This is a genomic window from Occallatibacter sp., from assembly GCF_049510455.1.
Lineage (GTDB): Bacteria > Acidobacteriota > Terriglobia > Terriglobales > Acidobacteriaceae > Telmatobacter.
The window spans coordinates 1-23,750 of the sequence record NZ_JBEKYX010000088.1 but is presented as its reverse complement, the minus strand read 5'-3'; the positions used below and the strand labels follow the sequence as shown (position 1 = coordinate 23,750).

Below are 23,750 nucleotides of genomic sequence, written 5' to 3'. Positions count from 1 at the left end.
TCGGATATGATCCTCGATTTGATTTGCGCCATGAATCTGAGCATCGTTCAAACAAATGCTGCATGCGACAAACCATCCTCCACAGGAATCAACTCAGTACACTATTTAAGGATAAGCTCTTAATGAAATCCGAGATAGCTCGCGCAATGCAGCAATCAAGAGCGCGCAAGGAGTGCATCTTATTCATCCATTATTCAGAGCAAAGAAATTGAAATTGCCTTATCCAAGATTAAACAAAACAAGGAAAGCAGCGTATCAAACGGGATTAACAAATATTTTTATAGGAGCGTTGGGATGGATTCGTAACGCTTATGCACACGAGAAATATCAACTACCAGATTTGACGCCTGAAGAAGCGTTAGAATTGCTTTTTGTTGCAAGTTATTTGCTGCGCATGTTGAATTATGCACATTCTACTGCTGCTAAAAAATAACAGTGCAGACGCACCCCAGATGCCCCACATCATGGGAAGTGGAATTCCGATTTAACTAAATGCTCGCCCCAAACGCCAGCAGCCATCCGTCGCAATCTTTCACCACAAACTCCCGGCAGTTCAGTTCCACGGCGTGTTGCCAAACTCTCGCGTGAACCCAATCCCCTTAGCCGCATATTCGGCATAAAGCGCATCCGCATCGTCCACATCGATGTACGCGTCGAGCAACTCCAGTCCCCAAGTCCCCAGAGTCCCTCAGTCCCCGGCGATGGCTTCGCCATCGCCTCAATCCAGCCGTGTCAGATACGCACTCGTATCCGCATCCTTCAACCTGAGCTTCTGCGCAATCCGCTCCGCCACCTGGCGATTGTCGCCTGCCGGCCGAATCCTTACCCAGTAGCTATCCGTTCCCGGAAACTCAATCACGTTCGCGCCCGGATATTTATCCTCCAGCTTCGACTGCAGCTTCCGTGCCTCGTGCTCCTTATGAAACGCGCCAATCTGCACGCACCATCGGCCGCCCGTCTCCATCGGCTTCGGCGTACGGTACACATCAATCCGCACCTGCGCTAGCCCCGCGCGATACACGCCCGTCGCCATCGCCGAGGCCTTCGTCATATCCAGCACGCGGCCTTCTACGAACGGCCCGCGATCCGTAATCCGCATCGCGCTTGATTGGCCCGTCTTCAGGTTCGTCACCATCACCAGCGAACCCATCGGCAACGTCCGGTGCGCTGCCGTCAGCGCATTATCGTCAAACACCTGCCCATTCGCAGACTTCCGTCCTTTATAAGGAGCGCTGTACCAGGTCGCCAATCCTTGCTCGCTGTAAACCGGCTGATGCGTATTGATGTAATCGCGGTCTTCGTCATCAATCCCACCCGTCGGCGCAGGCGTCGGCGCAATCCTCGCCGGTGGCTGCGTGTTCAGTGGCGGAGTCGCGCTTCGTGGCACATTCGCAGAACTATTCGCCGCCACACCCACAGGTCCGGAATCTCCCGGCGGATACTGGCTCACCGGCGGAGCAGTCTGCCGGCTCTGCACGTTCTGGGTTTTATGTGCACATCCAGCAGCCAGCAGCATCAGCCCGGCAGCGGCTGCTATCGTCGCCGCCCGCCGACTGCCACTCCATAAGTGCGTTTCGGGCTCTCCCATCATGCCTCCGGCCCTTTCGCTGCCTTGGTTTCCATCCGGTCGGCCAGCTCGCGCAGCTTATCTGAGATCGTCCGCACCGCCACAATCGACTCATGCCGTACCTGCGGAACCACGTTCTCATTCACATACATCACGGCACCGCGCAGCTCGGATTCCATCCGCGCCACCATCTCGTCAATCCGTTGGCCAACACTCAGCCCCTGCGAACCTGCATTCATCAGCAAACTCCCAAGGCGTATCTGGCAACGCACATGCCAAAAGTTGAGACGCACTTACCCAGCTTTAGTCTGCTGCTGTGTAAAACCTTGGGTCAATCGCAGATCGCTTTTCCGCACCCCGCTAGTCAATACAGCTCAAGACAACCGGATGCGGTAATAGATATGTAAAAGAAAACCCCGAAACGCTTTATATCGCGCTTCGGGGTTCTGCTTTCAGCCCAATAGGTTCTGGTTCGGAGCTACTTTAGAGCCAGTTAGTTCACCGTCAGCGCAATGGTCGTAGATTGCTGCAGTCCGCCCGCAGTAGCTGTCACCGTCACATTCGCTGTTTCCGGCGGAGGATTGGTTCCACCGCTACCGCCGCCTGCAGTGCTGCCGCCACCGCACGCCGAGATCACGGCAAGCATCGGCAATGCGGCAATCAGGAAAAGCATCCAGCGGCTCAACCTTCGCCTCCGCAATCCGATCCCGAGAGAGCCAAACAATATCGCTAGCGCCGCATAAGGAACAAAGGGCCGAGCACGCGGCTTAGCCATCGAAGCCGAGCTACTTACCGCAATCGTCAACTGCGTAGTGACGCTGTTCTTCCCTAAAGGTGTAACTGTCGTTGGACTGAAAGCGCAAGTCGCTCCAGAAGGTAGACCGGAGCATGTAAAGCTCACCGCAGAGTTGAAGCCATTCAGCGGAGCCACAGTCAGCGTCGATGTACCTTGTTCGCCGGCACTGATCGAGAGAGATGACACGGATGAACTCAGCGCAAACGAAGAAGTAAACCGGTATTCCCAACCCGCATTCATGAAATTTACTTTTTGCTGAGAATCTGTTGCTAATCCTCCAAACAGCCATAAATTACCAGAGCTGTCCGTCCACGCCATGGCATTGTCGTTTCCCCCGGGAGTATTCTCCGGAGCGAATTGTCCCATTGTGCCAAAGACGCCGGGTTGTGGTCCGTTATCGTAGAGTGCTGCTGTAGAACTCCCATCCATCCATCCCCATTCACCGGTTGATGGAGAGTAAACCCATAGGTCGTTTAGATTGTTTAGGTAATTGTTAGCGTCGAATCCATTACCGCCAAACAGCCAGAGATCACCTGACCAATCTGTCCAGGTACTCGCTCCCACTCGGCCCCCGGGATAATTGCTTGCGGACAAAGTTCCTTTTGTCCCATATGTGCCGCCAGGGCCTTCTCCCGGTATATTGTTCGTCGTGTCGTTGCCTGCCACCCAGGTCCATTCGCGGGAGGAAGGATCAAAACTCCAAAGGTCATTTAGAGGGCCGAGTACTCCATTGGAATCCGCGCCAAGTCCTGCAAATATCCAGAAAATCCCTTTGGAATCTACCCACGCCTGGGCTGCATAGCGGCTGCCCGGCAAGTTTTTTTTGGAGCCCTGCCCTCGCGTGCCGTAAGCGCCTTTCCGTCCGTAGTCACCGTTTGAATCCAATGCAACCAGCGTGTTGTTGCCCGCCTCCCAGGTCCACTCTCCGCTTGACGGATCGAACATCCACAGATCGTTGAGCCAGCCAGTGATGCTGTTTGCATCGAATCCATAACCGCCGAAGAGCCAGAATCGCCCATTACTGTCCTGCCAGCTTATTGGCAGAGAGCGTCCGCTGGGAGTATTGCCTGCGGCGGCAATGCCCTGTGTGCCGTAGACTCCGAGCGAACCGTCGAGCGAATTTTGATCCCGGGCTGAAGCCGTATTCGAGCCTTTTTCCCACGTCCACATTACTGTGTTCGGGTCGAAAGACCATAGATCATTTAAATAATCCGCGAACCCAACTCCACCAAAGAGCCACAGTTTTCCGTCAGCACCCGTCCAGGTCGAGCCGTAATACCTGCCGCCGGGCGTATTGGTCGCTGCAGCAACACCCTGCACGCCGTAATCGGCTTGGAGTTGAATGTCGCCCGCCATCCATGTCCAGAGCGTGGTAGAGGGATTAAACTCCCAAAGATCTCTGGGACTGGTTGTAAGAGCAACGCCGGAGTACAACCAGAAATTGCCTGACTGATCCGTCCATGTAAAGGAGGCGCCTCGACCTCCTGGAGTATTGCCTGCAGCAGCGACGCCCATCGTTCCATAGACAGCAATCGTTGTATCGCCTTCAGGAAGAGTGTTGATCCCTGTCATCCACCCCCATTCGCCACCGTTCTGAGAAAAAGCCGGCTGCGAAAGAGCCACGACGAAGACCAAAGCGGCAGCGAGCCTATGGAGGCTCAATGTCTTGCAAAAACGGCGAACTAAATCCATAGCCTGTTACTGATCCCTTCCAAGGCAGTGCGAGCATTAGCATCGGCAGGAGAATAACAACCGAGCCAATTAAGGTGGGGAGTATGCGCGCAAATTCTAAGGAAGGTATCGGATCGTTGGCAACAGGAATTATCAAAACCGGTGAGTCCGCGTCTAAGTTCTTTGTTACCATGTGCTGCCCGTGTTCACTGGAGCACCATTCGCTGCCCCCAATCCCCATTCACTCCCCAAATTTCCCATTCACTGCAACAGCTTTGAATTGTTTAACTTGGCGGCCTCATGGATAATCACACGTGGCATCCCAAACATAACTCTCCGGCGGTCGAGGTGAGGATGTAACCGACAGCAATGGGCTGAATAACAATCGGTGTCTGCTTAAAGCTACTTTAGAGCCGGCTAGTTTACCGACAGCACATTCGCTCCTGTCCTGTTCTTTTACTCCATTCGCAGAGCATTCATTGGGTTGATGCGCATGGCTCGTGCTGCGGGGAACAGACAGGCGGACAAGGCTACAAGAAGGAGAACGATTAACACTGAGAGAAATGTAAGTGGGTCCGTAGGCTTTACACCAAAGAGCAGGCTGGTCATGATGCGCGTTAGCGCCAGCGCACCAATGAGTCCGGCGGCAACGCCGACTAACGCCAATCTCATTCCCTGCTGAAAGACCCGCGAAAGAATACTCGTACGGCGTGCGCCGAGCGCCATGCGGATGGCAATATCAGCTGTGCCTTGCGTGACCAGAAACGACATGACTCCATAGACCCCAATCGCCGCCAGCACCATCGCAAAGCCCGCAAAACCGCCCAGCATCGTCATGGCAAAGCGCTGGCGGGCCATGGAATCCTGCACACGATGCTCCATCGTGGCAACGTCGGAGACGGGCACATTCGGATTGATCGAGTTCACCAGGTGGGCAATCGCGTCGCTCGTCGAATTGGGATCAGCCGAGGTGCGCGCAACAACATACATCGTTCCGGCGGTTATCTGCGCGTGCGGAAAATAGGCAACCATACGCGTATCCGTGTCGAGCCCATACTCTTTGACAACACCCACCACGCCCACAATCGTGATCCATGGTTCATCGTCACTGCGGCGAATGTGCTTGCCGATCGCATCGCCATGGGGCCAGAAGTGGTCGGCCATCTTCTGGTCGATGATGGCCACTGGCGGCATTTTTTTGGTGTCAGTCTCCGCAAACATGCGCCCATGAATCAGTGGAATCTCCATCGCGCTGAAATAGGGTGATGTAGCCACTCGAAAATCAACCTGCAGCTCCGGCTCATTGGCAGGTGGCACATAGCCCTCGATGCTCAATTTCCCCCATCCAACAGACGGTGTGAGCGGAAGCGCAGAAACCGCGCCCGTAGCTGTAACGCCGGGTAGATGCAAAGTGCGCTCAGCCAGCTCTTGGTAGAACTGGGTCCGCGCAACACCATCCTTGAATGTTGGCCCATAGGCGCTCACGCTCATCGATACCACATGCTGCGGGTTGAATCCGGGAGGCACCTGCGAAAGCTGCACAAAACTACGTATCAGCAACCCCGCTGCCACCAGAAGCGGCAGCGAAATGGCAAACTCTGCAACCACCAGCGCCCCGCGCAGCCTGTCGTGCCGGAGACTCAACCCTCCGTTCAACGATCCCTTGCTGCCGCTTTTCAAGCTTGCCGTGAGATCAACATGGGAAGCACGCACCGCCGGAGCCAGACCAAAGATGATTCCAGTGACAATGGAGATGGCAAAGGTAAAGCCAAGCACGCGCCAATCCATGCCAAGCTCCTCAAGCCGTGGAATGTTGCCCGGATGCATTCTGCGAGCAAGCAAAATGCTCAGCGCTGAAAGGCCCAGTCCAGCCGCACCGCCCAGCAGACTCAGCAAAACTGTCTCCGTCAATAGCTGGCGCACCACACGCGCGCGTCCTGCACCCAGGGCTGCTCGAATCGCAATTTCCCGCTGACGCGCCGTCGCACGCGACAACAGGAGATTCGCGACATTGGTACACGCGATCAGCAGCACCAGTGCAACAGCCCCAAACAAGATCAGCATCGCAGCGCGAATGTTGCCGACCACTTGCTCCATGAGCGACACCACGCTGATGGTGAACGAAGGATCGCGATGTTTCTCCCTGCGAAGACGCGCCGCAATTACGTCGATATCGGACTGCGCCTGCCGCATCGTCACGCCCGGCCTGAGCCGCGCCAGGATGTTGTAATTTTCGGAGCCATAATTCGTCGGATCTTTGGCTTCATCCGGCGGCGGCATGAAGAACTCAGGCTTGTCGATGCCGCCGACTGTGGGAATAACCTCGTGATTCAGGCGAAAGTCCGAGGAAAGAACGCCGACAACCGTGTGCGAATGGCCGTCGAGCGTAATCGAACGCCCCACAATATTTGGATCGCCTGCAAACTCCCGCTGCCATAGTCCATACGTCAGCACCACAGTCTGAGGTTTTCCCGGCTGATCCTCTTCCGGCAAAAAAATACGGCCCAGCATCGGCTTTGCACCCAGCATCGGCAGCAGGCTCGATGTCGCCTGTATGCCTTCGACCTTAACTGCCTTCGCGCGATCGGTGAGTATAAAGCTTTGGCCGATGGCCAGAGCCGAGTCCTCAAACACGTGATTCTGCGTCACAATGTCGTGATATTGCCCCGGCGAGGGCCAATCCTGCGGAATACCAATTCCCGGCGAGCGCAGCCACAGGATGGCAAGCCGGTCGGGCTCAGGATAGGGCAGCGGGTGAAGGAGCAGCGTGCTGGTAAAGCTGAAGATGGCGGTATTCGCGCCGATGCCGATTGCCAGCGAAAGCACAATCAGCACCGTGAGGCCCGGCGTCTTCACAAACGAGCGCATGGCATAGCGAAGATCTTGCAGCAAATCTTCAGCGAATTTGGTCCCGCGCGATTCGCGCACCCGCTGCTTCACCTGCTCATTCCCACCAAGCGCCATGCGAGCGCGGCGCAATGCCTCACCCGGAGCCACTCCTTCACGGCGATACTTCTCTGCTTCGTGCTCAAGATGATTGCGCAGTTCTTCGTCTACTTCGGAGTCCATCTGCTTGTGTTGAAACAGCGCACGCAGGCGATAAAGCAAATCACGCAGCATCAGTATTCTCCTTACGCCATGTCAAGTACGTGGCCCACCACCGCGGCCAGCTTGCGCCACGCGGCAACTTCCGCTTCCAGTTGCTTCTGGCCTCGCGGTGTCAGCTTGTAATACTTTGCGCGGCGATTATTTTCGCTTATAGCCCACTGCGCATCGATCCATCCCTTACGCTCCAGGCGATGCAGCGCGGGATACAGCGATCCCTGTTGCACCTGCAGCGCCTCGCGAGATATCTGCTGCAGCCGCTCCGAAATCGCCCAGCCATGCATCGACTCCAACGCCAGCGCCTTCAGAATGAGTAAGTCCAACGTACCTTGCGGGAGTTCCATCCGTTCTTCCATCATTCAATCCTTTACCCTGCTGCTTCGACATGAATATAACCTCAGCTGGTGTCGAAGCACAAGGGGAAGAAGAATTTTTTAGAACTCGCAATAGGGAGACACAAAAGTAGAAAACTTCAAAATAGGCAGCCGTCATTTCATGCCGATGTTAGTCTGTTTCCCATGAGGCTGCCCTTCGCCATCTGGCTTCTCTTCACCACAACCCATGCACCACTATCGCAGCGCAGCATTGACCGGTGTGCACAAGACGGAGCCTGGTTTTACGCCATGAATGATGATCCCGGCCAGCCTATACAGGTCGAGCGTGACGGAGTGACAATCCGGATTGAGCGCCCGGATTCCAAGAGCGCCGATGCTGTACTCAATTTTTCAAAAGGAAACCACGTTCTGGTCCAGAAGCATAAGGATTTTGAAGCCGCACAGGGTTGGCTGGCAGTCTCATCCAGCGGAGCATTCGCTACAACATGGAAAGAGAATGCCTCCAGCGCAGAATCGCAGCTTTTCCGCGTGACATCGGACAGCGAAATCGTAGAGGACACAGAGCTGATTCCATTAGCAGAGAAAACATTTGCCGTGGACGCCAGGCGCATCTGCAAGACTCCTGCGGCAAATACCACGGCCATCAAGTGGATAGACAAGGATCACCTGCTGCTTTCCATCAATGCCTGGTCATCAGGCTTCTGCTATTCAAACTTCACTGAAGGTTTCATCCTTTCGCTGCCCAAACGGGAAATCGAAAGGAAGCTGCCTGAAAGCGAACTCATCAATCTCCCGGCGGTCTGTACGTGGAATCTTGTTCCGGTTAAATCGCGTTGACAAAAAAGCACAGCAGTAGCGATTGCATGCCTCGCGGCCAAAATCCCCACTCAACAAACCACAGCACGCTCTCAGAACCCGCTACGATAGCGAAGCACCCACACCGCAACTCCCACCCCCACAATCGAATAGCCTCCAATTCTTCCCCACCGAACACTCCCCAGTCCCCATTCACTCCCCAAATTCCCCATTCGCTGCAACCCCTTTGAGTTGCCCACCCCCGGCAGTTACGATAGACCCTGCAATCTCAGACTCCGGACGTGCGAACGACCAGAACCACCCGGAGCCCAGCCTAGGAGCTAAAACAGCCCAGGCTACTGATTTCAAAGGAGAATCGCACCATATGGGAAAAGCGATTAAATACGCGGAAAAAGGCGCAGTGTACGCCGCCAAGGCAGCATGGGTCGTTTTTGAACGGCTCAACCGGATCAGCCCCAACTCCTCGTTCACGCCCAAGTGGAGCGACAAGCCACTCCTCAAGTCCTACCAGAAAGAAAAGCCGCCCCTCGGCTGGCCCCGCACCACGGATTCCCTCTGTCCCAAGTGCATCCCTGAGATCCGCCAGCAGATCATCGACGGCAAGCTGCCGCATGAAATCCTTCTGAATGAGAAGGTTGGCGAAATCAAGGCCCAGATCATCGAGCGCGACGGCCAGATCCTCATGGTTAAAGATTGCCCCAAGCACGGCCACTTCGAAGACGTCATGTCCATGGACCCGGCCTTCTTCAAGCATCTTGAAGAGTCCTTCCCCGGCCGTGACATCCGCGCCCACAATGACAAGGAGCTCCACAACCACGGCACCAGCACCGTCACCCACGGCCGCGGCTCGGTCCTCACCATCGACCTCACCAACCGCTGCAACATGATGTGCGACCCCTGCTTCATGGACGCCAATCAGGTCGGCTTCGTCCATGAGCTCACGTGGGAAGAAATCAAGACCATGCTTGACAACGCCATCACCATCAAGCCGCGTCGTCAAATGTCGGTCCAGTTCTCCGGCGGCGAGCCCACGCTCTCGCCCTACTTCCTTGACGCCGTAGCCTACGCCCGCAAGGTCGGTTACAACTCCGTCCAGGCCGCCTCCAACGGCATCGAGTTCGCCAAGTCCAAGGAACTCTGCCGCGCCGCTGCGGAAGCCGGTCTCCGTTACGTCTACCTCCAGTTCGATGGCATCGGCAACGCCGCCAACTCGCACCGCAAGGTCGGCAACATGTTTGACGTCAAGCTGCAGGCCATCAACAACCTGCATGAAGCCGGCGTCGATATCGTGCCCGTCACCACCATCATCAACGGCATCAACAATGAGCAGGTGGGCCGCATCATTGAGTTCGCCCTCGACAACCCCAAGAAGATCTCCTTCCTCAGCTTCCAGCCCGTCTCCTTCACCGGCCGCGACGAGGAAATCACCGACGAGCGCCGTATCGCCCAGCGTTACACCCTCTCGCACATGGCCCACGACATCAAGAATCAGATGGGCATCGGCGAGCCTGAGCGCGACTGGTTCCCCATCTCCTTTATGAGCACGTTCTCTGACTGGGCCGATCTCATCCACGGGCCCTCCGCCGAGTGGGGCCAGCTCTCCTGCGGATGCCATCCCAACTGTGGCATCGGCATGGCGCTCATGATCGATAAGGAAACCAAGGAAGCCGCGCCCGTCACGGCCTTCCTCCACATGGATCAGGTGGCCAAGGACCTCGCCAAGGTCAATGACGCAGCCCGCGGCAAGTGGCTCTCGGTCATCGGCTTCGGCCTCGCGCTCATGCGCAACTACGATCCCTTCATGTCGCCCACGCATTTCAAGATCACTGACATGCTCAAGAAGATGGACAAAACCTTCAACGCCACCGGCACCGATTACGGCTCCGTCAAGGGCGACCGCACCATGAAGGACATCGAGAAGCGCCGTTCCGATCGCTGGAACTTCCTCTTCATCGCCGGCATGTGGTTCCAGGATCTCTTCAACTACGACTTCCGCCGCACTGAGCAATGCATCATCCCCTACGCCACGCAGGAAGGCGAAATCTCCTTCTGCGCATACAACACCGGCGTAGGCTGGCGCAACATCATTGAGAAGATGCATATGACCTCCACCCTCACCAAGTGGTATGAGGAGCACGGCCGTCATGAAATCTTCGCCGGTGGCAAAAAGGTCGGCATGACTTACGTCGGCCACGAACTCAAGCTCAATATGGAGCACGTCAACTCGGAAGCCAACCACACCCTCGACAACCTCGGCATCGCCAAGAACGCCCGCGAAGAAAAGATTCGCGCCCGTGACGAGAAGCTCAAGCAGGATTCTGAAAACCAGAAGATGGCCAAGCTCTACCGCGAGCACGTCCTCGGCGAAAAGCCCATCGAAGGCCTCGTAAGACTAGACGCCATCGCCCCCGCCAAGCCAGTCCAACCCGCCGAACCCGTAGCCGGCGACTAGCCGTCCAGGCAAACCGCGCTTCGCGCAAAACCATAAAGGCCGCTCCGAAAGGAGCGGCCTTTGGTGTTGTAAAGCTTTTATGGAACAAGACAAAATCTGTATCGTTTCGGTATTTTCTGAAGGTGGGTATCTGCTTTACTCACACAACCACAACCTCTTGTGGTTTTCATCTAAGTCTAATCATTTCAATAATACCTGTCGGGTGCGCCGGACTTCACTTGTCCTTAGCGTAATCGCTCTCGTAATCGCCTTGACCTTCATCGGCAAAATTCACGCATTGCCTGGCAGCCTCGCTAATGAAGCCGGCGCGAGTAACCGGGAAGCAGAATTGAGTCCAGAGACCATCTCCGAAAATGTCAATGTAGTGAGCCCGGCCGAAGACAACAACATAGCTATTCCTATCAGTGAATTGCTCGCCCTGATCGGCGGTGGGAGGAACGGGGAGCTCATCCCTGTTCACTTTTTGCATTTGGGCGTCACTGATACTGACATTTGGAAAGAGCATCCCTGTTTCTACTCGGTAATGAGGTCGGCTGTAGCAACTGCTCATCCAAACGCGCTGTGCGGGGATGGAATTGTTCAATATCTCCACGCAAGCATCAACATAAATGCCTCTGGCGGCAGTACGGCCGGTGTTGGTAACGCTGATATGAGCACTCAACGGCTGACTTGGTTTAACAACGACCGCAGAGTCAGCATCGGCCGTTGGCTGAACAAGATCGACTTTGAGCCAGGCTCTTTGCTCAAGGTGCTGGGTCTCAAGCTGACCCCTGGCTACCGTGTACTGCAAGCCGCTAATTACACCAGTCAGAATGGCAATCAAGACCAGCAAGCCTGTAAAGAACGCCATTCGAGAATTAGCTTCAGTTTGTATCCTTATTTGCTCATCACGATGCAATGCCTTGCGGTTCTTGGCCTCGCGCTGTTTGTGCTCTATCTGATCGAGATTGGTGTAAAAAATTGGGATGCCGTCAACCCTGTGAAAATATGGTTCGGAATCCTTTTCTGCATCTTTTTCGCTCAATGGCTCGGCTATCTTATCGCGAAAGAACTGTTTCAGTAACTGGGTGAGGCTTGGGATCGTTCAAGCCGGGACTCCATGATGCAGAATTCGTTTACCCATAGGGGATGAAACACGAATATCACGAAGGATCGATGGACGGCGACAATTTCGAGTTGCCGGTATTTGTTGTTTCCCTCGTGCGTCGGCTTGTGGCCCTGCGACGTATATGGTCTTCCCGTCGCGGGACTACAGGCGGGGATGAGATTCCTTTGATTCGAGTTCAAATGCAATCTCCACCCTAGCGTTTCCTGCCATAGAGCAACATTCAGGAGGCTTTGCAGATATGGTTCCTAGTGCTACACTGAAAGCAATGCCAAAGACGCCGCCATCGCAGTTCCGTGTTTTCGCGCTTAAAGGCTTTGCCCGGTTTGCTCGACGGATGCAGGTTTCGGATGCGTCTCTTTGGGAAGCTGTACTTTCTCCTCCAGACGCCGATCTCGGCGGAGGAGTTTACAAGTTCCGAATCGCCAGGCCGGGGGAAGGCGCACGCGGTGGCGGTCGGGCACTGGTTGCGCTGAAAGTTGGGCACCGCGCGATCTTGATGTTCGGGTGGGAAAAGAAGGATATGGAGAATATCACTCCCAAAGAACTCAAGGTCTACCGGCTTCTCGCAAAGCGTTACCTGGAGTTGACTGACGGCGAAATGCACATAGCTGTAAACGACGGAACCTTACTGGAATTCCGCCAACCCCGATAGGAGGACAACATGGCAAAGACCTACCCAAGCAGAGCCCTCGCTGAAGCACACGAGAACGCCAGCGATCTTTACCGTCTCGGGCTCATCGATAAAAAGACGATGCAAACTTTTGACCGTAGTTGTCTTACTCCGGTCAAGAAGCTGACTCCGGCCGCTATCCGGCGCATCCGCTCCAAAGCGGACGTGAGCCAGGCTGTTTTTGCCGCCCATTTGAACGTCACGGTTGGTGTTGTCAGCAAATGGGAGCGCGGCGAGAAAATTCCGAGCGGACCTGCGGCAAAGCTGCTCACGTTGGCGTCCATTCGCGGAATCGAAGCCATCGCCTGATGAATGCGGGGCAGGGGAAGCTATGTGCCAGTCGCTCGAATAGCCGGGAGATCGGCATTTGCTTCCCTTGCTGGTGCCTTTCGGGGCGACAACTTCCGGGGATGCTTTCTTTCGGGATGCAGAATCTTGTCTAAGGGGACCGGCTCAACAGCTACAGCCTGCTGAGCCAAACGATAAAACAGCTTGCCGCGGTTCATCGACTTCCGGCGGTTAAACCGAAACGTGAACTCATCCAGGTAGTAGTCCAGGTGCTTATGGCTTACTGCTCCCTGATGGGTTCCCATCAACCAGCGCTTTAACAGTGAGATCACCAAATGAACACGAGGCAGTAGTTCGGAAGCGGACTCGCTCTTGCCCTTCAGAACTGTTACCTCATGCTCATATCCGATTGAGTCCACTTTCCGGTATCCCTTCCACCCATCCGTGTGGACCACGCTTCCATGTGCAACTGACTCCTGAAGGAAGCGATTGAGTGTGGAACTCGATGCGTTTGGTATCTGCTTAAAGCGGATCCGTCCGATTCCTTTGCCATTTTTCTCGACGGCTACAACCACAAGGGTTTTATCGGCAGTTCCCCGGCCACGCATCTCCTCCTCTGGTGCGCCAATGAAGCACTCATCCACCTCCACTCTTCCGCTCAAGAGTTCCCGGCCAGGGCGAACCATCGCCCGGCGGAACTTATGCAGCCACGTCCATGCCAATCCACACTTGGTTCGGTGTATATACAACTCCAATTCGCGACGATATCGAAAAAAATCTTGCTGTAAGTTTGCCGGGGTGTTGTGCTGACAACCCTGAAGTAGTTTCCTCCTCCTCCACGCACAAATAGTACTGATGTCCCCGTTGTAACCTGCAACAGCTGATGATCGATCGTGCTCTTCCCGAAGCAGTGCGCATCGCCCTCTCCGCGCTAAAACCGGCACAATATAAGGCCGAACGATACCCGACACAAATTGCATAATGAAAAACAGCGCAAGACAGAAATTCGCTCTCGGCTTTGAGAGGCTTTGTGCCGTCATTTGAGTTGAGAACGATCGAGGAACCAGTAATGGTGAAACCGAATGGACTACGCCAAGGCGCACGTCGTCATCTGCCAGCTTCTCAACCTTTCAGCTTTGTTTTCGCATGACGTCAACCTTAGGACAGTCTGGTTCTTGCGGGGTCAACCAATAGCCTTCAGCACAAATTGTCTCATTGGCTTTCACCCCGGAGGTAGAGGACTGGACCGCCTTGGTGCATGCCCTGCGCAAGTTGCATCGCGGTGTGCTGATCAACGGGAAACACTGCAACCGGTGAGGCCAGGGTGAACTCAATTTGGGACTCGGCAGGGATCAGCGCGATCGAAGGCGGCGAAGCAGCGGCGATGACCGTACCGACCCCTGCGCCCACGGTTGCACCAAGGCCGTCTGCGCGGGCATGTTCCGTCGCCGAAACATGAACATTCGATGCAACGATACGGGAGTCAATGTCTGTTGCTATTGTTCCCACCGCAGCGCCCGTCGTCATCTTCTTCAATGTCGGGCTGGTCTTGCTCTGTCCGACAACTTTGAACGGGGGTGTGTAGAGTGGATAGCTCTTGCCCGCGAGGTTTAGTGTGGTTAGTTCCAACGTTAGCTTGGAGGAGCCAACGAGCCGTCCGGCCTGTTTTGCATCCAGCACAGTTCCCAATACTGTTGCACCGCATGGAATCACCAGGATGCCGTCCACAACGACATCACTTGTCACGGTGAAGGAGAGTTTTGCGCCAGTCTTGGTGTTGCGCGAACTAATAGGCAGATCGTTCACGACCTGCAACGGAGTGTCCTCAAGCACAGTGATGGCGCGTCCCGTCACGAAGCGTACTTCTCTTGTCGCATCTGACGACGAAGATTGACCACTTACAGTGGTCAGCGCGCCATTTTGCGCTGAGGAGGTGGATTGAACAGCAGGCGCCTTTTCAGGTTGCGTTGCCTGAGAACATTGGGCAGGCGCAACTGAAGCGTCGACGATAGTGAGCATGATGAATAGATAGAATGCTGCGAGCGTATTTGCATCGACGGAGCCGATTAGCCTGGATTCCCGCATGGAATAATTTCTCCAATCGACGTAGAATAACTCTTGTAATAATGGTTTGGCGACTTCATTTATCGATGATAAGTGAATGAGATCCGAAATATTCCTTGGTCGATACCGGGGTTTAGGTTCGCACTCCCGCCGTTAGAGATGTGCCGAAGCAAATACTCCATTCTGAATGAGGATTGCTTCGAGGTGAATATTTGCACCCCTGGACCGAATAAGACTTGAAAGTTAAAAGACGCCGCTCCGTCAATCGGGATAGCACGTTGGGAAACTATGAAGCCCGTGTTGAGAGCAAACGTGGGCTGAACTCGGTGGGCCGGACGTAAAACAGCGCGTAGTCCAACGGGGGTGACAGCAAAACCATACGTAATTTCGTTAGGCCCCTGAATGGCATGCATCGGCACGCACGCAGGATAAAACGTTGTGCAATCTTGCCCCACAATGTCTGCGTGCGACTGAATGGTGCGAGACGGACTCGGATAATTTACTGTCACTCTGTAACCGTTATACGTCTCTGTGACTCCATAAATTGCCGGGTCGCTCTCTCGATAAAATGGACTGATTTCACTGCTGTAATCGAGTCTGAATCGTCTTCCTCCCCAAAGCCGGTGAGTATATTCGAAGCCGACTGTCGTGATCTCTCGACCTTCGGCACGACCTATGAGGATATGGCTGGAGTTCGGTGAATACGTCACCGTAGCTCCATAGCTCGATTTGAAATCGTACCGGTCTGTGTCCTGGGCGGGTACAGAGGCAACGAAAAGGAAGAAAACGGCGACGCCCGGTACCAAGCGGATTTTTACCATGGAGAAGGCCTCTGGGCGCGAGGTACTACCCCGCGCCCGGTACCGAGATTTTACGGAAGTTCTATTGGCAGAGTAACCAGTGAATTGCTCTCGGGCATGGTCAAGTACAGCTTCGTACTCGTTAACTTGACGCCGCGAATTGGGTAAGGAGTCGATCCGCTCAACAGAACCTTACCTGTTGAAATCAGAGAGACAGTGAAGGTGTCTCCATTGGCGGAGGCGACATAGTCGGTAGCTGTAGACGATACCCCTGACGTTACCGAATAGATAGGCGGGTTGAACGCTGTTTGTCCGGCAAACGCAAGGCGGGTGGCCCCGGTCTTAAATCAGCCGCTCTAGCACAAATGATGGGTGGCCCCGGTCCCTCGCATTTGGGGACCGGGGATAGCAAGAACCTCAACCACCCGTTTCCCGATCCCACTCCTACCAAACTTCCAGCGGAAAATCCCGATACTCCCGGATCAGCTCAAAATCCGCGCCGTTGGAAGTCACCAGCAGCGCCCCATGCGCCCGCGCCGTCAGCGCAATCAGCACATCGAAGTGCAGATCGCGCAGCTTGTTCGGCTCAAAGCCGTGATCCTTCTGCATCAGCGCCAGAATCTGCCCCGACTCGATCCAATTGTTCTCTGTCGGGGTTAGAACCTGGTTTCTTTTCGCCAGCCCGCTAAGGATTTTCTGCTCGGCGGGATTCGTCGCCCCTCGCCAAAGCTCTGCCAGTACAACCGAGGAATAGCGAATTACTTGGTGCAGACGTTCAATTCCCACAATATGGCGGTCATAACGTAGTTGGTCGATCAAAACAGACGTATCAAAAATCGCCAACTCGCTCATCCAGTCACGCTCGCGCCATCTCCTTCATCCACGCCCGCGAACTGCAGCTTGCCGCCGTACTTTTTCATCAGCTTCTTGAAGCGTCTCAACTCGACAGCTTCCTCAAGCGCCTCATGAATCACTTCGGTGCGCGACTTAGCCCCCATCAATTTCATGGCTTCATCCGCCAACTTCGTATTCAGCCGGATCGAAGTCGCCTTGTATTCCGCCGCTGCCGCACCGCGCATCATCCCCTCCATTTGTATATATAAATCCTGCTCTCCATATATACAAAAGTCAATTCCGGCCGGCAGATATACTTGACCGTGTTTTCGGAGGGAGCAGCCTTCAGGCCCCTGAAAGAAAGCTGCGACCAGAATGTGGCTTTAGCCACGGGCATTCAGCCCATTACTTTCATGCACAAACTCAAAGAAAGTTTGCATAAGATTACCCCCCAAATATTAAACACTCATAATCAGCAACAAGAAAGGCCCGAACCATCCGGTTCAGGCCTTTCTCTTTATCACCGTTAAAGTTGCACAGTTTCAAAATGAGGATCGCATAAAGATTTTTATCACTGGTGTCCGGCTACAAGTCGATCACTGGTGTCCGGCTACAAGTCGAACAAAATCAATTGGTTGTCAATATCGCCTAAGTCGTTATCGGAGTCGGATGTCCGGAGTGCCTGTAAAATGGGGGTTTTCTCGAACAGAGTTAGGCTGAGAATCTGTAGGATTTGGTATAGGCTTGCCTCCAGGCCGAGCCGCTTGCGAACGATGGTGACCAGGACATAGACGCTCACGGCGATCCAGATTTGGGTTTTCACCGCGTTTTCAGTGGTTCCGTAGAACGCCTTGATGCGCAAGTGCATCTTGATCCAGCGAAAGAAGAGCTCGACCTGCCAGCGCTGCTTGTAGATTTGCGCGATGGTCAGTGCGGGCAGTGTGAAGTTGTTGGTCAGAAACACCAATCGCTTGCCAGTGGCGGCATCGAAGTAGCTTACGCGGCGCAGCGTATCCGGATATGCCGAGGCCGATCCGGCGGTTGTTAGAACGACGGTCTGGTCGGAGCGGACGCCGGTGCTCTTGTCCACCGGATGCGAGTAACGGCGCTGTAGAAGTATGTTCTCCTTGGTGCGCACCACGAAGAAGGCCAGTGAGAGCGTGAACGCGTGAAGCCGCTGGAAATCGATGTAGCCGCGATCCATCACATAGAATGCTCCAGCCTCTATCGATAGCTCGTCGAGGATGTTGACGTCGTGTATCTTGCCGTCGGTAATGCGAATGAAGGTGGGGATGTTGCCGCGCAGGTCGAGCATGGTGTGCATCTTCACCGCGCCTTTGTGCTTGCGGAACCTGGCCCACGGAAATACCGACAGACAAAGATCGATCGTTGTCGAATCCAGCGCATATAGCGCCTGAACGAGTTCCACGCCGAGAGGATCCTCGGCATACAGCGGTCGTGCCGTGGCAATCAGCACCTGGGCGAAGTCGGCAAAGATGCGCCAATCGTGCGCCTCGTTGGCATCGCCCAGCGTAGAGCGCGTCACTCGTCCCCGAAACCCCATGTGGTACAACTTGCCGCGCATAGAACCCAGGCAGGCTTCGATGTCACGGAGACTCTCGCGGTAGGTCAGCTGAGCAAAGGCCATCGCCAAATACTGGTCGCGGCAAGAGAAGCCCCGATGGTGCGCATCTCCGCGATAACGCTCCACGCACTTCTGGAATTCGTAGGAAGGCAGGTGATCCATGACCTGGGAGAAGACTGTCTGTCCGGCATTCATCCCTCATTGTCGGAAATCCGCGCCGACGGCTCCCAATCGGCCCTAGCCCTCGGCGTTGCCGCTGCCAATTCAAATCGAAAAATACGAGTTACCTCGTATCTCTTTAATTATCTATCGGATGCATCGGACAGACCGATTTTAGCCGGACACTACTGGATTTTTATAAGCATCCAGTTGCACAAAGTCACCGAATTTTCGATCTTGCTTGATTAGCACTGCAAGGCGAGGCAGTGTGCCCCAGTGGTCTGTGAGAATTCGATCAATCGATTTGCGGTAGCCTTCATCCGCTGATGCATTGAAATATGGTTGGCAGTCGAGCTTTCGATAGCAACGCTGATAGTTAACATACCGGCGAAACGACCGATAAAGAGCATCCCAGGTTCTAAGTGTGGATGCTTCAAGCTCAACATTGTCTATATCCATCTATATCCCGCCTTGGACATTCATTCTGCTGGGCATGTGCATTCGAGCAAATGAATGCACATGCCGCGAAAGCAATTGCCGCAAGCCCCCAATATCGGTATTTGCTTATCTCATTGCCCATCGCGATATTATCTCTACCCACTACCATAATAAGCATGGCTTCTCTTGAAGGAACTTTGAAGTAGTTTCGCGAGAGATTTGAGGTAATTATGGAACACAATCTTGATCAAACAATGGCATTGCTGGCACGTACGCCAGCGGTGCTGAATACGCTCCTGCGGGATCTACCCGCGGCGTGGACCGAGAGCGACGAAGGCGACAGCACATGGAACGCTAAGCAAGTAATTGCGCATCTGATTCACTGCGAGCGCGTGGACTGGCTGGCGAGGGTGAAGCTCATTCTGGAGTTTGGCGAGAGCAAAGCCTTCGATCCGCTGGACCGTGCAGCGCATCTCAAGACAAATTCCGACATACCGTTGCCTGAACTCCTGGATGAGTTTGCGCGGCTGCGTGCAGCGAACCTGCAAGAGATGCGCGCAATGCACATCGGGCCGAACGAGCTTGCGCTGAAGGGAAAACATCCGGCGCTGGGTGCGCTTACGCTTGCTGAGCTGCTGGCCGGGTGGACGGTTCACGACATGACGCACTTGCATCAGATTTCGCGCATTCTTGCAGCGCAGTATCGCGAGGCGTGTGGGCCGTTTGCCGCGTATCTTGGCGTGTTGAAGTGCGATGGGCACAGCGGCTAGAGGTGGGCCGGAAGCTGCCAATGGCACCAAACGCTGACGACGCGCAGCAGGAAGCAGACGGCTCCGCCTATGAGCGCCGAGTATGTGTCTTTTATGCCAAGCCTGCGGCAGAGGATCATGGTTGCCGATCCGGCAAGTGCGGCGGTTGCGTAGATGTCTGCCTGGAGAACGCGGGGTGTGCGCGCGAGGAGCAGGTCGCGGATGGTGCCTCCGCCTACGCCGGTAATGCCCCCGAGCATGATTGCCACCAATGGAGACATCTTGCGCAGCAGCGCTTCTTCTGTTCCGGATACGGCGAAGAGCGCAAGTCCGCCCGCATCGAGCATCATGACGATCTGAGACGGAATCTCCTGGACATACGTGTGAAATAAGAAAGCGAGGCTTGCGCCAGTGAAGGCCACTGCCGGGTAGTGCCAGTTACGCAAGGCGCTGGGTGGGGTAGCGCCCAGAAGAACATCGCGAATGATTCCGCCGCCGACGGCAGTGGCGAAGCCGAGAATCAGTATGCCTAGCAGATCGAGGTGGTTCGCAACGGCAGTGGTTGCGCCTTCGATGGCAAAGAGCAGCGTGCCGGCCAGGTCGACGAGATACAGCATTCGTGTCGGCGAGAGCTGCATGGTTTTCCGCATGCTATTGAAGATACAACGATCTACTTCTTGGGTCGCTTATAAAACGGAGTGGGGACCTGCTTTGCGCGAACCTGGTTGGCGCGCACCTGGACGAAGAGATCGCTGCCGCTTGCGGCAACTTCCGCGGGCACCAGCGCGAGAGCGATGTTGGTTTTGAGGAAGGGTGCGGGTGAGCCGGAGGTGACGACGCCGATCTCTATGCCTTCGAGATCGAGCACGGGATACCCGTCGCGGGCGATGCCGCGGTCAATCATTTCAAGGCCGATGACTTTGCGCTTTGGCCCGCCGGAGGATTGCACAGCGAGAAGCGCTTGGCGGCCGATGAAATCGCCCTTGTCGAGCTTCAGCCATCGATCGAGGCCGCCTTCAAGGGCGTTGATCTCTTCGCTGATCTCGTGGCCGTAGAGGCTCATGCCGGCCTCAAGCCGCAGCGTGTTGCGCGCGCCCAGTCCGCAGGCGCGGATGGCGAATTCGGAGCCGGCTTCCATCAGCGCATCCCACATTTTTACCGTGGTTGTTTCGTCTGAGGGGATGTAGACTTCAAAGCCGTCTTCACCGGAGTAGCCGGTGCGGGCGATGAGCACATTCGGAATGCCGGCAACGGTGCCCCAGGTGAACCAGTAGTTTTTGATGGCGGCAAGATCGACCTTGGTGAGCTTCTTGAGTGTTTCAAGCGCACGCGGGCCTTGCACGGCGATCTGCGAGTAGTGCGGCGAGTAGTCGCTGATGTGGACGCTGGGGAACCCGCCAGCGTGCTTGCGAATCCAGGCGTAATCTTTTTCCGTCGTGCCTGCGTTGACGACGAGAAGATAGTCGTTTTCGCCAAGGCGATGGACGAGAATGTCATCCACGAATGCGCCGGAGGACGTGAGCAGCGCGGAGTAGTGCGCCTGGCCGTCTTTGAGTTTCGACGCATCGTTCATGGTGATGTGCTGCACGGCGGCCAGCGCGCCGGGGCCGCGGAACTGAATCTCGCCCATGTGGCTGACGTCAAAGAGGCCCACGCCGGCGCGGACGGCCATGTGCTCGGCGATGAGGCCACCGCCATTGCCGGGATACTCGACCGGCATGTCCCAGCCGCCGAAGTCCACCATCTTTGCCTTGAGGGCGCGATGGGTGGCGTTGAGTGCGGTTTTCTTGAGTGCGGGCGGGGCGGAAGTGGCGGGGGTGATCATGCAATATCCTCTTTCTCAACGATAGGGAGCGAGATGCTGCCCGGTCAATGCGGTTCGCGGGGTAGGATAGATAGAAATATGAATCAGGAGAAGCAGGAATGAATCTCTTTCGCGGCATTATCATGCTGGCTCTCGGAGCATTTGTGATTTTCAAGGGCTGGCAGATCCAGACTCATCCGAGCCCCGCGGTCCATTTTCCCGTCTGGGCGTTTTATGCCGTCGGCGCGATTGCGATCGCAATGGGTGTATGGCGGCTGCTAAAAAAACCACCCAAGCCGCTGGTTTAGCGATTGCAGAGTGAGCCGGGACGATGCCACTTCTCTATAACCGGATTCAGGGACGGAATCTGGAGCGGCTGGCGGCGCTGAGCGACGGCATCTTTGCCGTGGCCATGACTCTGCTGGTGCTGGACCTGCATGTGCCGGCGGCAGCGCAGGTGCGCTCAGAGCATGAACTGCTGACAGCGCTGGCTGCTATGGCCCCGCAGTGGATTACCTACGGCATGAGCTTTCTGACGCTGGGCATCTTCTGGGCCGGGCAGCAGACGCAACTGAACAACATCAGCCAAGGCAGCCGTGACCTGACGTGGATTCATCTGGGATTTCTGTTCGTCACTACGCTGGTGCCGTTTTCAACGCGGCTGCTGGCGGAGTTCATTACGTACCGGCTGGCGCTGGGCATCTACTGGCTGAATATTCTGGCGCTGGGCGCAATGCTGTACTGGAGCTGGATGTATGCCGCGCGCAAGGGCCTGATCAAGGCCGACGTTCCGCGGGAAGTGCAGCTGAGTGTATGCCGGCGCATTCTGATCGCGCAATCGCTCTACGCGGTAGGCGCGGCGCTGTGCTTTGTCCGCGTATGGCTAAGCATTGCGGTGATTGTGCTGGTGCAGCTGAATTATGCGGTGGCGCCGAGGCTGGGGCGGAAAAAGGAAACAGGCGAGGCTCCTTTTTAACATAGCAACTGCTGCTGAAAATTTGTGTTCCTACTGATGCGGTGCTTGCGCGCCCTATCGATGCGCATAGCCGCTCATGCTTCATCTATTGAGGAGAAATACCATGATCACGCCCAACTCTCTTGCTATGCTCCGCTTTGGATTTCACGGCGGCGGCGGCGGCGGTTTTGCCCTTCTGCTTCTTGTCGCGATTGGAATTGGAGTGGTTGTGTGGGCGCTAAGCCGCTCCGGGCGGAATTCAGCCTAGCCCGGTCGAACAGCCTATCGCTTCCGCGCGCGCCAGAAGGAACTGGCACTCAGGTAGACAAAGACGAGCGAGAGCGCGATTGCGGCCAGAAATTTCGCATGATCAGGTCCGGCAGCGTAGCTGCCGCGCATGCGCCAGGCCATCTGGCCAAAGAGCAGCACAAAGAGCAGAAAGAACGCGCCGGTTACTTCGAGAAAGACGATTCCACCTACGCGGGTGAATGGCCTGAAAAAGCCTGCCGCCCCGCGCCTGAGGCCGCCCGGTCTGCGCCCGGATACGCTTGGTGAATCGGGAGTTACCGACGCTGCGGCTGGCTGCGGCTGGAACGGCTGGCCATGGCGCTGGCCGGAGAGGCGTTCATTTGCCATGCGCCCGGCTACGCGCACGCTCGCGCCGAGAACCCGGCCGATGATTTGCGGTCTCATTCCTTTAAAATGGTATCAGTATGGTGCTGGCGCCGCGCGGCCGGCTGGATTTGCGGAATTCCTCGCCGCCTGCTGTTGCTCTCAGGCCGTGCTGGCGGTAAGGTATAGAAATCCAAGCCGAACTGCACTATGAAACCGGCCGCCGTTTTGGAGGTAACCTTGACATCCCGCCTGCGCGAACTGATTCAGCAACTAGGGGAAGCAATTCACGAGTCGGTCATTGAGAGCGAACAGATCGCCGGCGTTGTGCAAGATATCCGCAAGCACGGCTTTGATGTGTTGCTGATGCTTGAGGCCACCATCGGCCTCAACGAGGCGACCGAGGGCGACTCCGAAGAGACCGACGAGACGGAAGAGGGCACCGCGTTCAGCAAGAATGACCGCGATTGGCTGAAGCGGCTGCGCATCTCCGTTGAGGGTGAAGACCAGAACGAGGAGATTGGCGGCTGAGGGTCGCGCGGCTGATTCCCTTCGCTTAAATCGCTACTGGCAATCGGGTTTCGAGTGGGAGCATAATCGAAGCATGGCGACTCTGCCCAAACTGTTCGACGAAACGGAAAGGCTTTGGACGGTGCAGGATTACCTGCGCGCCTCCTGGCATCCAGACCGCGAATTTGTGGATGGGCGCATCGAGGAACGGAACTTGGGCGAGATCGAGCACTCCCTGCTTCAGCGATTTTTCACATTTCTTTTCATGCTTAGGCGCGCCGAATGGGGTGTTGAAGTCTTTCCTGAGCTGCGGACTCAGACTCAGGCGCGCCGCTTTCGCGTTCCCGATGTACTGGTAATGCGCGCCGGAGACAAGATCGTCCGTTATGTGACGCAAGCGCCACTGATTGCCATTGAGATTCTCTCGCCGGA

The 23,750-nt window shown here is 55.6% G+C and carries 26 protein-coding genes and 1 pseudogene; 12 read left to right on the top strand and 15 right to left on the bottom strand.

The features are described 5' to 3' along the window. Positions 1–127 precede the first annotated feature (127 nt). Entirely contained in the window at positions 128–433 is a 306-nt protein-coding gene (locus tag ABSG47_RS15935) for a TIGR02391 family protein (RefSeq protein WP_424170687.1), read from the top strand. A gap of 285 nt (positions 434–718) precedes the next feature. Here the strand turns inward: ABSG47_RS15935 and ABSG47_RS15930 are convergent, their stop codons facing one another. The 5 genes from ABSG47_RS15930 to ABSG47_RS15910 all read right to left on the bottom strand — a co-directional run bounded on the left by ABSG47_RS15930 (position 719) and on the right by ABSG47_RS15910 (position 7,495). Then, a complete protein-coding gene (locus tag ABSG47_RS15930) occupies positions 719–1,591 on the bottom strand; it encodes a septal ring lytic transglycosylase RlpA family protein (protein ID WP_424170684.1) in 873 nt (290 codons plus the stop codon). After that, a complete protein-coding gene (locus ABSG47_RS15925) occupies positions 1,588–1,806 on the bottom strand; it encodes a hypothetical protein (RefSeq protein WP_424170683.1) in 219 nt (72 codons plus the stop codon). Before ABSG47_RS15925 ends, ABSG47_RS15930 begins: the two co-directional genes overlap by 4 nt. A gap of 254 nt (positions 1,807–2,060) precedes the next feature. Next, on the bottom strand, positions 2,061–3,935 hold the full coding sequence (locus ABSG47_RS15920; protein WP_424170682.1) for a lipo-invert putative C-terminal anchoring domain-containing protein: 1,875 nt from the start codon (positions 3,933–3,935) through the stop codon (positions 2,061–2,063). Between the two features lie 555 nt (positions 3,936–4,490). Beyond that, on the bottom strand, positions 4,491–7,154 hold the full coding sequence (locus tag ABSG47_RS15915; RefSeq protein ID WP_424170681.1) for an ABC transporter permease: 2,664 nt from the start codon (positions 7,152–7,154) through the stop codon (positions 4,491–4,493). An 11-nt stretch (positions 7,155–7,165) separates the two neighbouring features. Beyond that, on the bottom strand, positions 7,166–7,495 hold the full coding sequence (locus tag ABSG47_RS15910) for a PadR family transcriptional regulator (protein WP_424170686.1): 330 nt from the start codon (positions 7,493–7,495) through the stop codon (positions 7,166–7,168). 162 nt (positions 7,496–7,657) lie between these two features. On the opposite strand from ABSG47_RS15910, the gene ABSG47_RS15905 reads away from it, so the two are divergent. The 5 genes from ABSG47_RS15905 (at position 7,658) to ABSG47_RS15885 (ending at position 12,829) form a co-directional block, all read left to right on the top strand. After that, positions 7,658–8,311, top strand: a complete 654-nt coding sequence (locus ABSG47_RS15905; RefSeq protein WP_424170680.1) for a hypothetical protein — start codon at positions 7,658–7,660, stop codon at positions 8,309–8,311. A 343-nt stretch (positions 8,312–8,654) separates the two neighbouring features. Continuing rightward, positions 8,655–10,742 (top strand): radical SAM protein, encoded by a 2,088-nt coding sequence (locus tag ABSG47_RS15900; RefSeq protein WP_424170679.1) that lies wholly within the window; start codon positions 8,655–8,657, stop codon positions 10,740–10,742. Between the two features lie 79 nt (positions 10,743–10,821). Next, a complete protein-coding gene (locus ABSG47_RS15895) occupies positions 10,822–11,805 on the top strand; it encodes a hypothetical protein (protein WP_424170678.1) in 984 nt (327 codons plus the stop codon). Between the two features lie 310 nt (positions 11,806–12,115). Then, the gene (locus ABSG47_RS15890; RefSeq protein ID WP_424170677.1) at positions 12,116–12,502 is read left to right on the top strand and encodes a type II toxin-antitoxin system RelE/ParE family toxin; all 387 of its coding nucleotides are present in this window, start codon (positions 12,116–12,118) and stop codon (positions 12,500–12,502) included. A 9-nt stretch (positions 12,503–12,511) separates the two neighbouring features. Next, on the top strand, positions 12,512–12,829 hold the full coding sequence (locus ABSG47_RS15885) for a helix-turn-helix domain-containing protein (RefSeq protein ID WP_424170676.1): 318 nt from the start codon (positions 12,512–12,514) through the stop codon (positions 12,827–12,829). Positions 12,830–12,927: 98 nt separating this feature from the next. On the opposite strand, the pseudogene ABSG47_RS15880 reads toward ABSG47_RS15885, so the two are convergent. From ABSG47_RS15880 to ABSG47_RS15850, 7 genes and pseudogenes are all read right to left on the bottom strand, one after another. Beyond that, a pseudogene (locus tag ABSG47_RS15880) lies at positions 12,928–13,527 on the bottom strand (IS1595 family transposase); the annotation flags it as partial. 493 nt (positions 13,528–14,020) lie between these two features. Then, positions 14,021–14,893 (bottom strand): hypothetical protein, encoded by an 873-nt coding sequence (locus tag ABSG47_RS15875; protein ID WP_424170675.1) that lies wholly within the window; start codon positions 14,891–14,893, stop codon positions 14,021–14,023. Positions 14,894–14,952: 59 nt separating this feature from the next. After that, a complete protein-coding gene (locus ABSG47_RS15870) occupies positions 14,953–15,285 on the bottom strand; it encodes an acyloxyacyl hydrolase (RefSeq protein WP_424170685.1) in 333 nt (110 codons plus the stop codon). A gap of 831 nt (positions 15,286–16,116) precedes the next feature. Next, positions 16,117–16,524, bottom strand: a complete 408-nt coding sequence (locus tag ABSG47_RS15865) for a type II toxin-antitoxin system VapC family toxin (protein ID WP_424170674.1) — start codon at positions 16,522–16,524, stop codon at positions 16,117–16,119. Further along, positions 16,521–16,754, bottom strand: coding sequence for a type II toxin-antitoxin system VapB family antitoxin (locus tag ABSG47_RS15860; protein WP_424170673.1), 234 nt, complete (start codon positions 16,752–16,754; stop codon positions 16,521–16,523). Before ABSG47_RS15860 ends, ABSG47_RS15865 begins: the two co-directional genes overlap by 4 nt. Positions 16,755–17,116: 362 nt before the next feature. Next, entirely contained in the window at positions 17,117–18,286 is a 1,170-nt protein-coding gene (locus ABSG47_RS15855) for an IS4 family transposase (RefSeq protein WP_424170672.1), read from the bottom strand. A gap of 138 nt (positions 18,287–18,424) precedes the next feature. Then, a complete protein-coding gene (locus tag ABSG47_RS15850) occupies positions 18,425–18,709 on the bottom strand; it encodes a hypothetical protein (protein WP_424170671.1) in 285 nt (94 codons plus the stop codon). Positions 18,710–18,918: 209 nt separating this feature from the next. On the opposite strand from ABSG47_RS15850, the gene ABSG47_RS15845 reads away from it, so the two are divergent. Further along, on the top strand, positions 18,919–19,458 hold the full coding sequence (locus tag ABSG47_RS15845; protein ID WP_424170670.1) for a DinB family protein: 540 nt from the start codon (positions 18,919–18,921) through the stop codon (positions 19,456–19,458). Here ABSG47_RS15845 and ABSG47_RS15840 read toward each other — a convergent pair. Then, entirely contained in the window at positions 19,455–20,075 is a 621-nt protein-coding gene (locus tag ABSG47_RS15840) for a trimeric intracellular cation channel family protein (RefSeq protein WP_424170669.1), read from the bottom strand. The genes ABSG47_RS15845 and ABSG47_RS15840 overlap by 4 nt on opposite strands. A gap of 32 nt (positions 20,076–20,107) precedes the next feature. After that, complete coding sequence (gene gcvT / locus ABSG47_RS15835; protein WP_424170668.1) at positions 20,108–21,262, bottom strand: glycine cleavage system aminomethyltransferase GcvT; 1,155 nt, start codon at positions 21,260–21,262, stop codon at positions 20,108–20,110. Positions 21,263–21,360: 98 nt separating this feature from the next. Between gcvT and ABSG47_RS15830 the strand changes: the two genes are divergently transcribed. The 3 genes from ABSG47_RS15830 to ABSG47_RS15820 all read left to right on the top strand — a co-directional run bounded on the left by ABSG47_RS15830 (position 21,361) and on the right by ABSG47_RS15820 (position 22,464). Next, positions 21,361–21,549: a hypothetical protein gene (locus tag ABSG47_RS15830; RefSeq protein ID WP_424170667.1), complete on the top strand. Its 189-nt coding sequence runs from the start codon at positions 21,361–21,363 to the stop codon at positions 21,547–21,549. Positions 21,550–21,572: 23 nt separating this feature from the next. Continuing rightward, complete coding sequence (locus tag ABSG47_RS15825; RefSeq protein ID WP_424170666.1) at positions 21,573–22,217, top strand: TMEM175 family protein; 645 nt, start codon at positions 21,573–21,575, stop codon at positions 22,215–22,217. 103 nt (positions 22,218–22,320) lie between these two features. After that, positions 22,321–22,464 (top strand): hypothetical protein, encoded by a 144-nt coding sequence (locus ABSG47_RS15820; RefSeq protein ID WP_424170665.1) that lies wholly within the window; start codon positions 22,321–22,323, stop codon positions 22,462–22,464. Positions 22,465–22,478: 14 nt separating this feature from the next. Here ABSG47_RS15820 and ABSG47_RS15815 read toward each other — a convergent pair whose 3' ends face one another. Continuing rightward, positions 22,479–22,889 (bottom strand): hypothetical protein, encoded by a 411-nt coding sequence (locus ABSG47_RS15815; protein WP_424170664.1) that lies wholly within the window; start codon positions 22,887–22,889, stop codon positions 22,479–22,481. Positions 22,890–23,048: 159 nt separating this feature from the next. Here ABSG47_RS15815 and ABSG47_RS15810 point away from each other — a divergent pair, with 159 nt between their 5' ends. Together ABSG47_RS15810 and ABSG47_RS15805 are read left to right on the top strand one after the other, a co-directional pair. Continuing rightward, entirely contained in the window at positions 23,049–23,339 is a 291-nt protein-coding gene (locus ABSG47_RS15810; protein ID WP_424170663.1) for a hypothetical protein, read from the top strand. Positions 23,340–23,412: 73 nt separating this feature from the next. Beyond that, a partial coding sequence (locus tag ABSG47_RS15805) for a Uma2 family endonuclease (RefSeq protein ID WP_424170662.1) occupies positions 23,413–23,750 on the top strand: 338 nt, incomplete at its 3' end.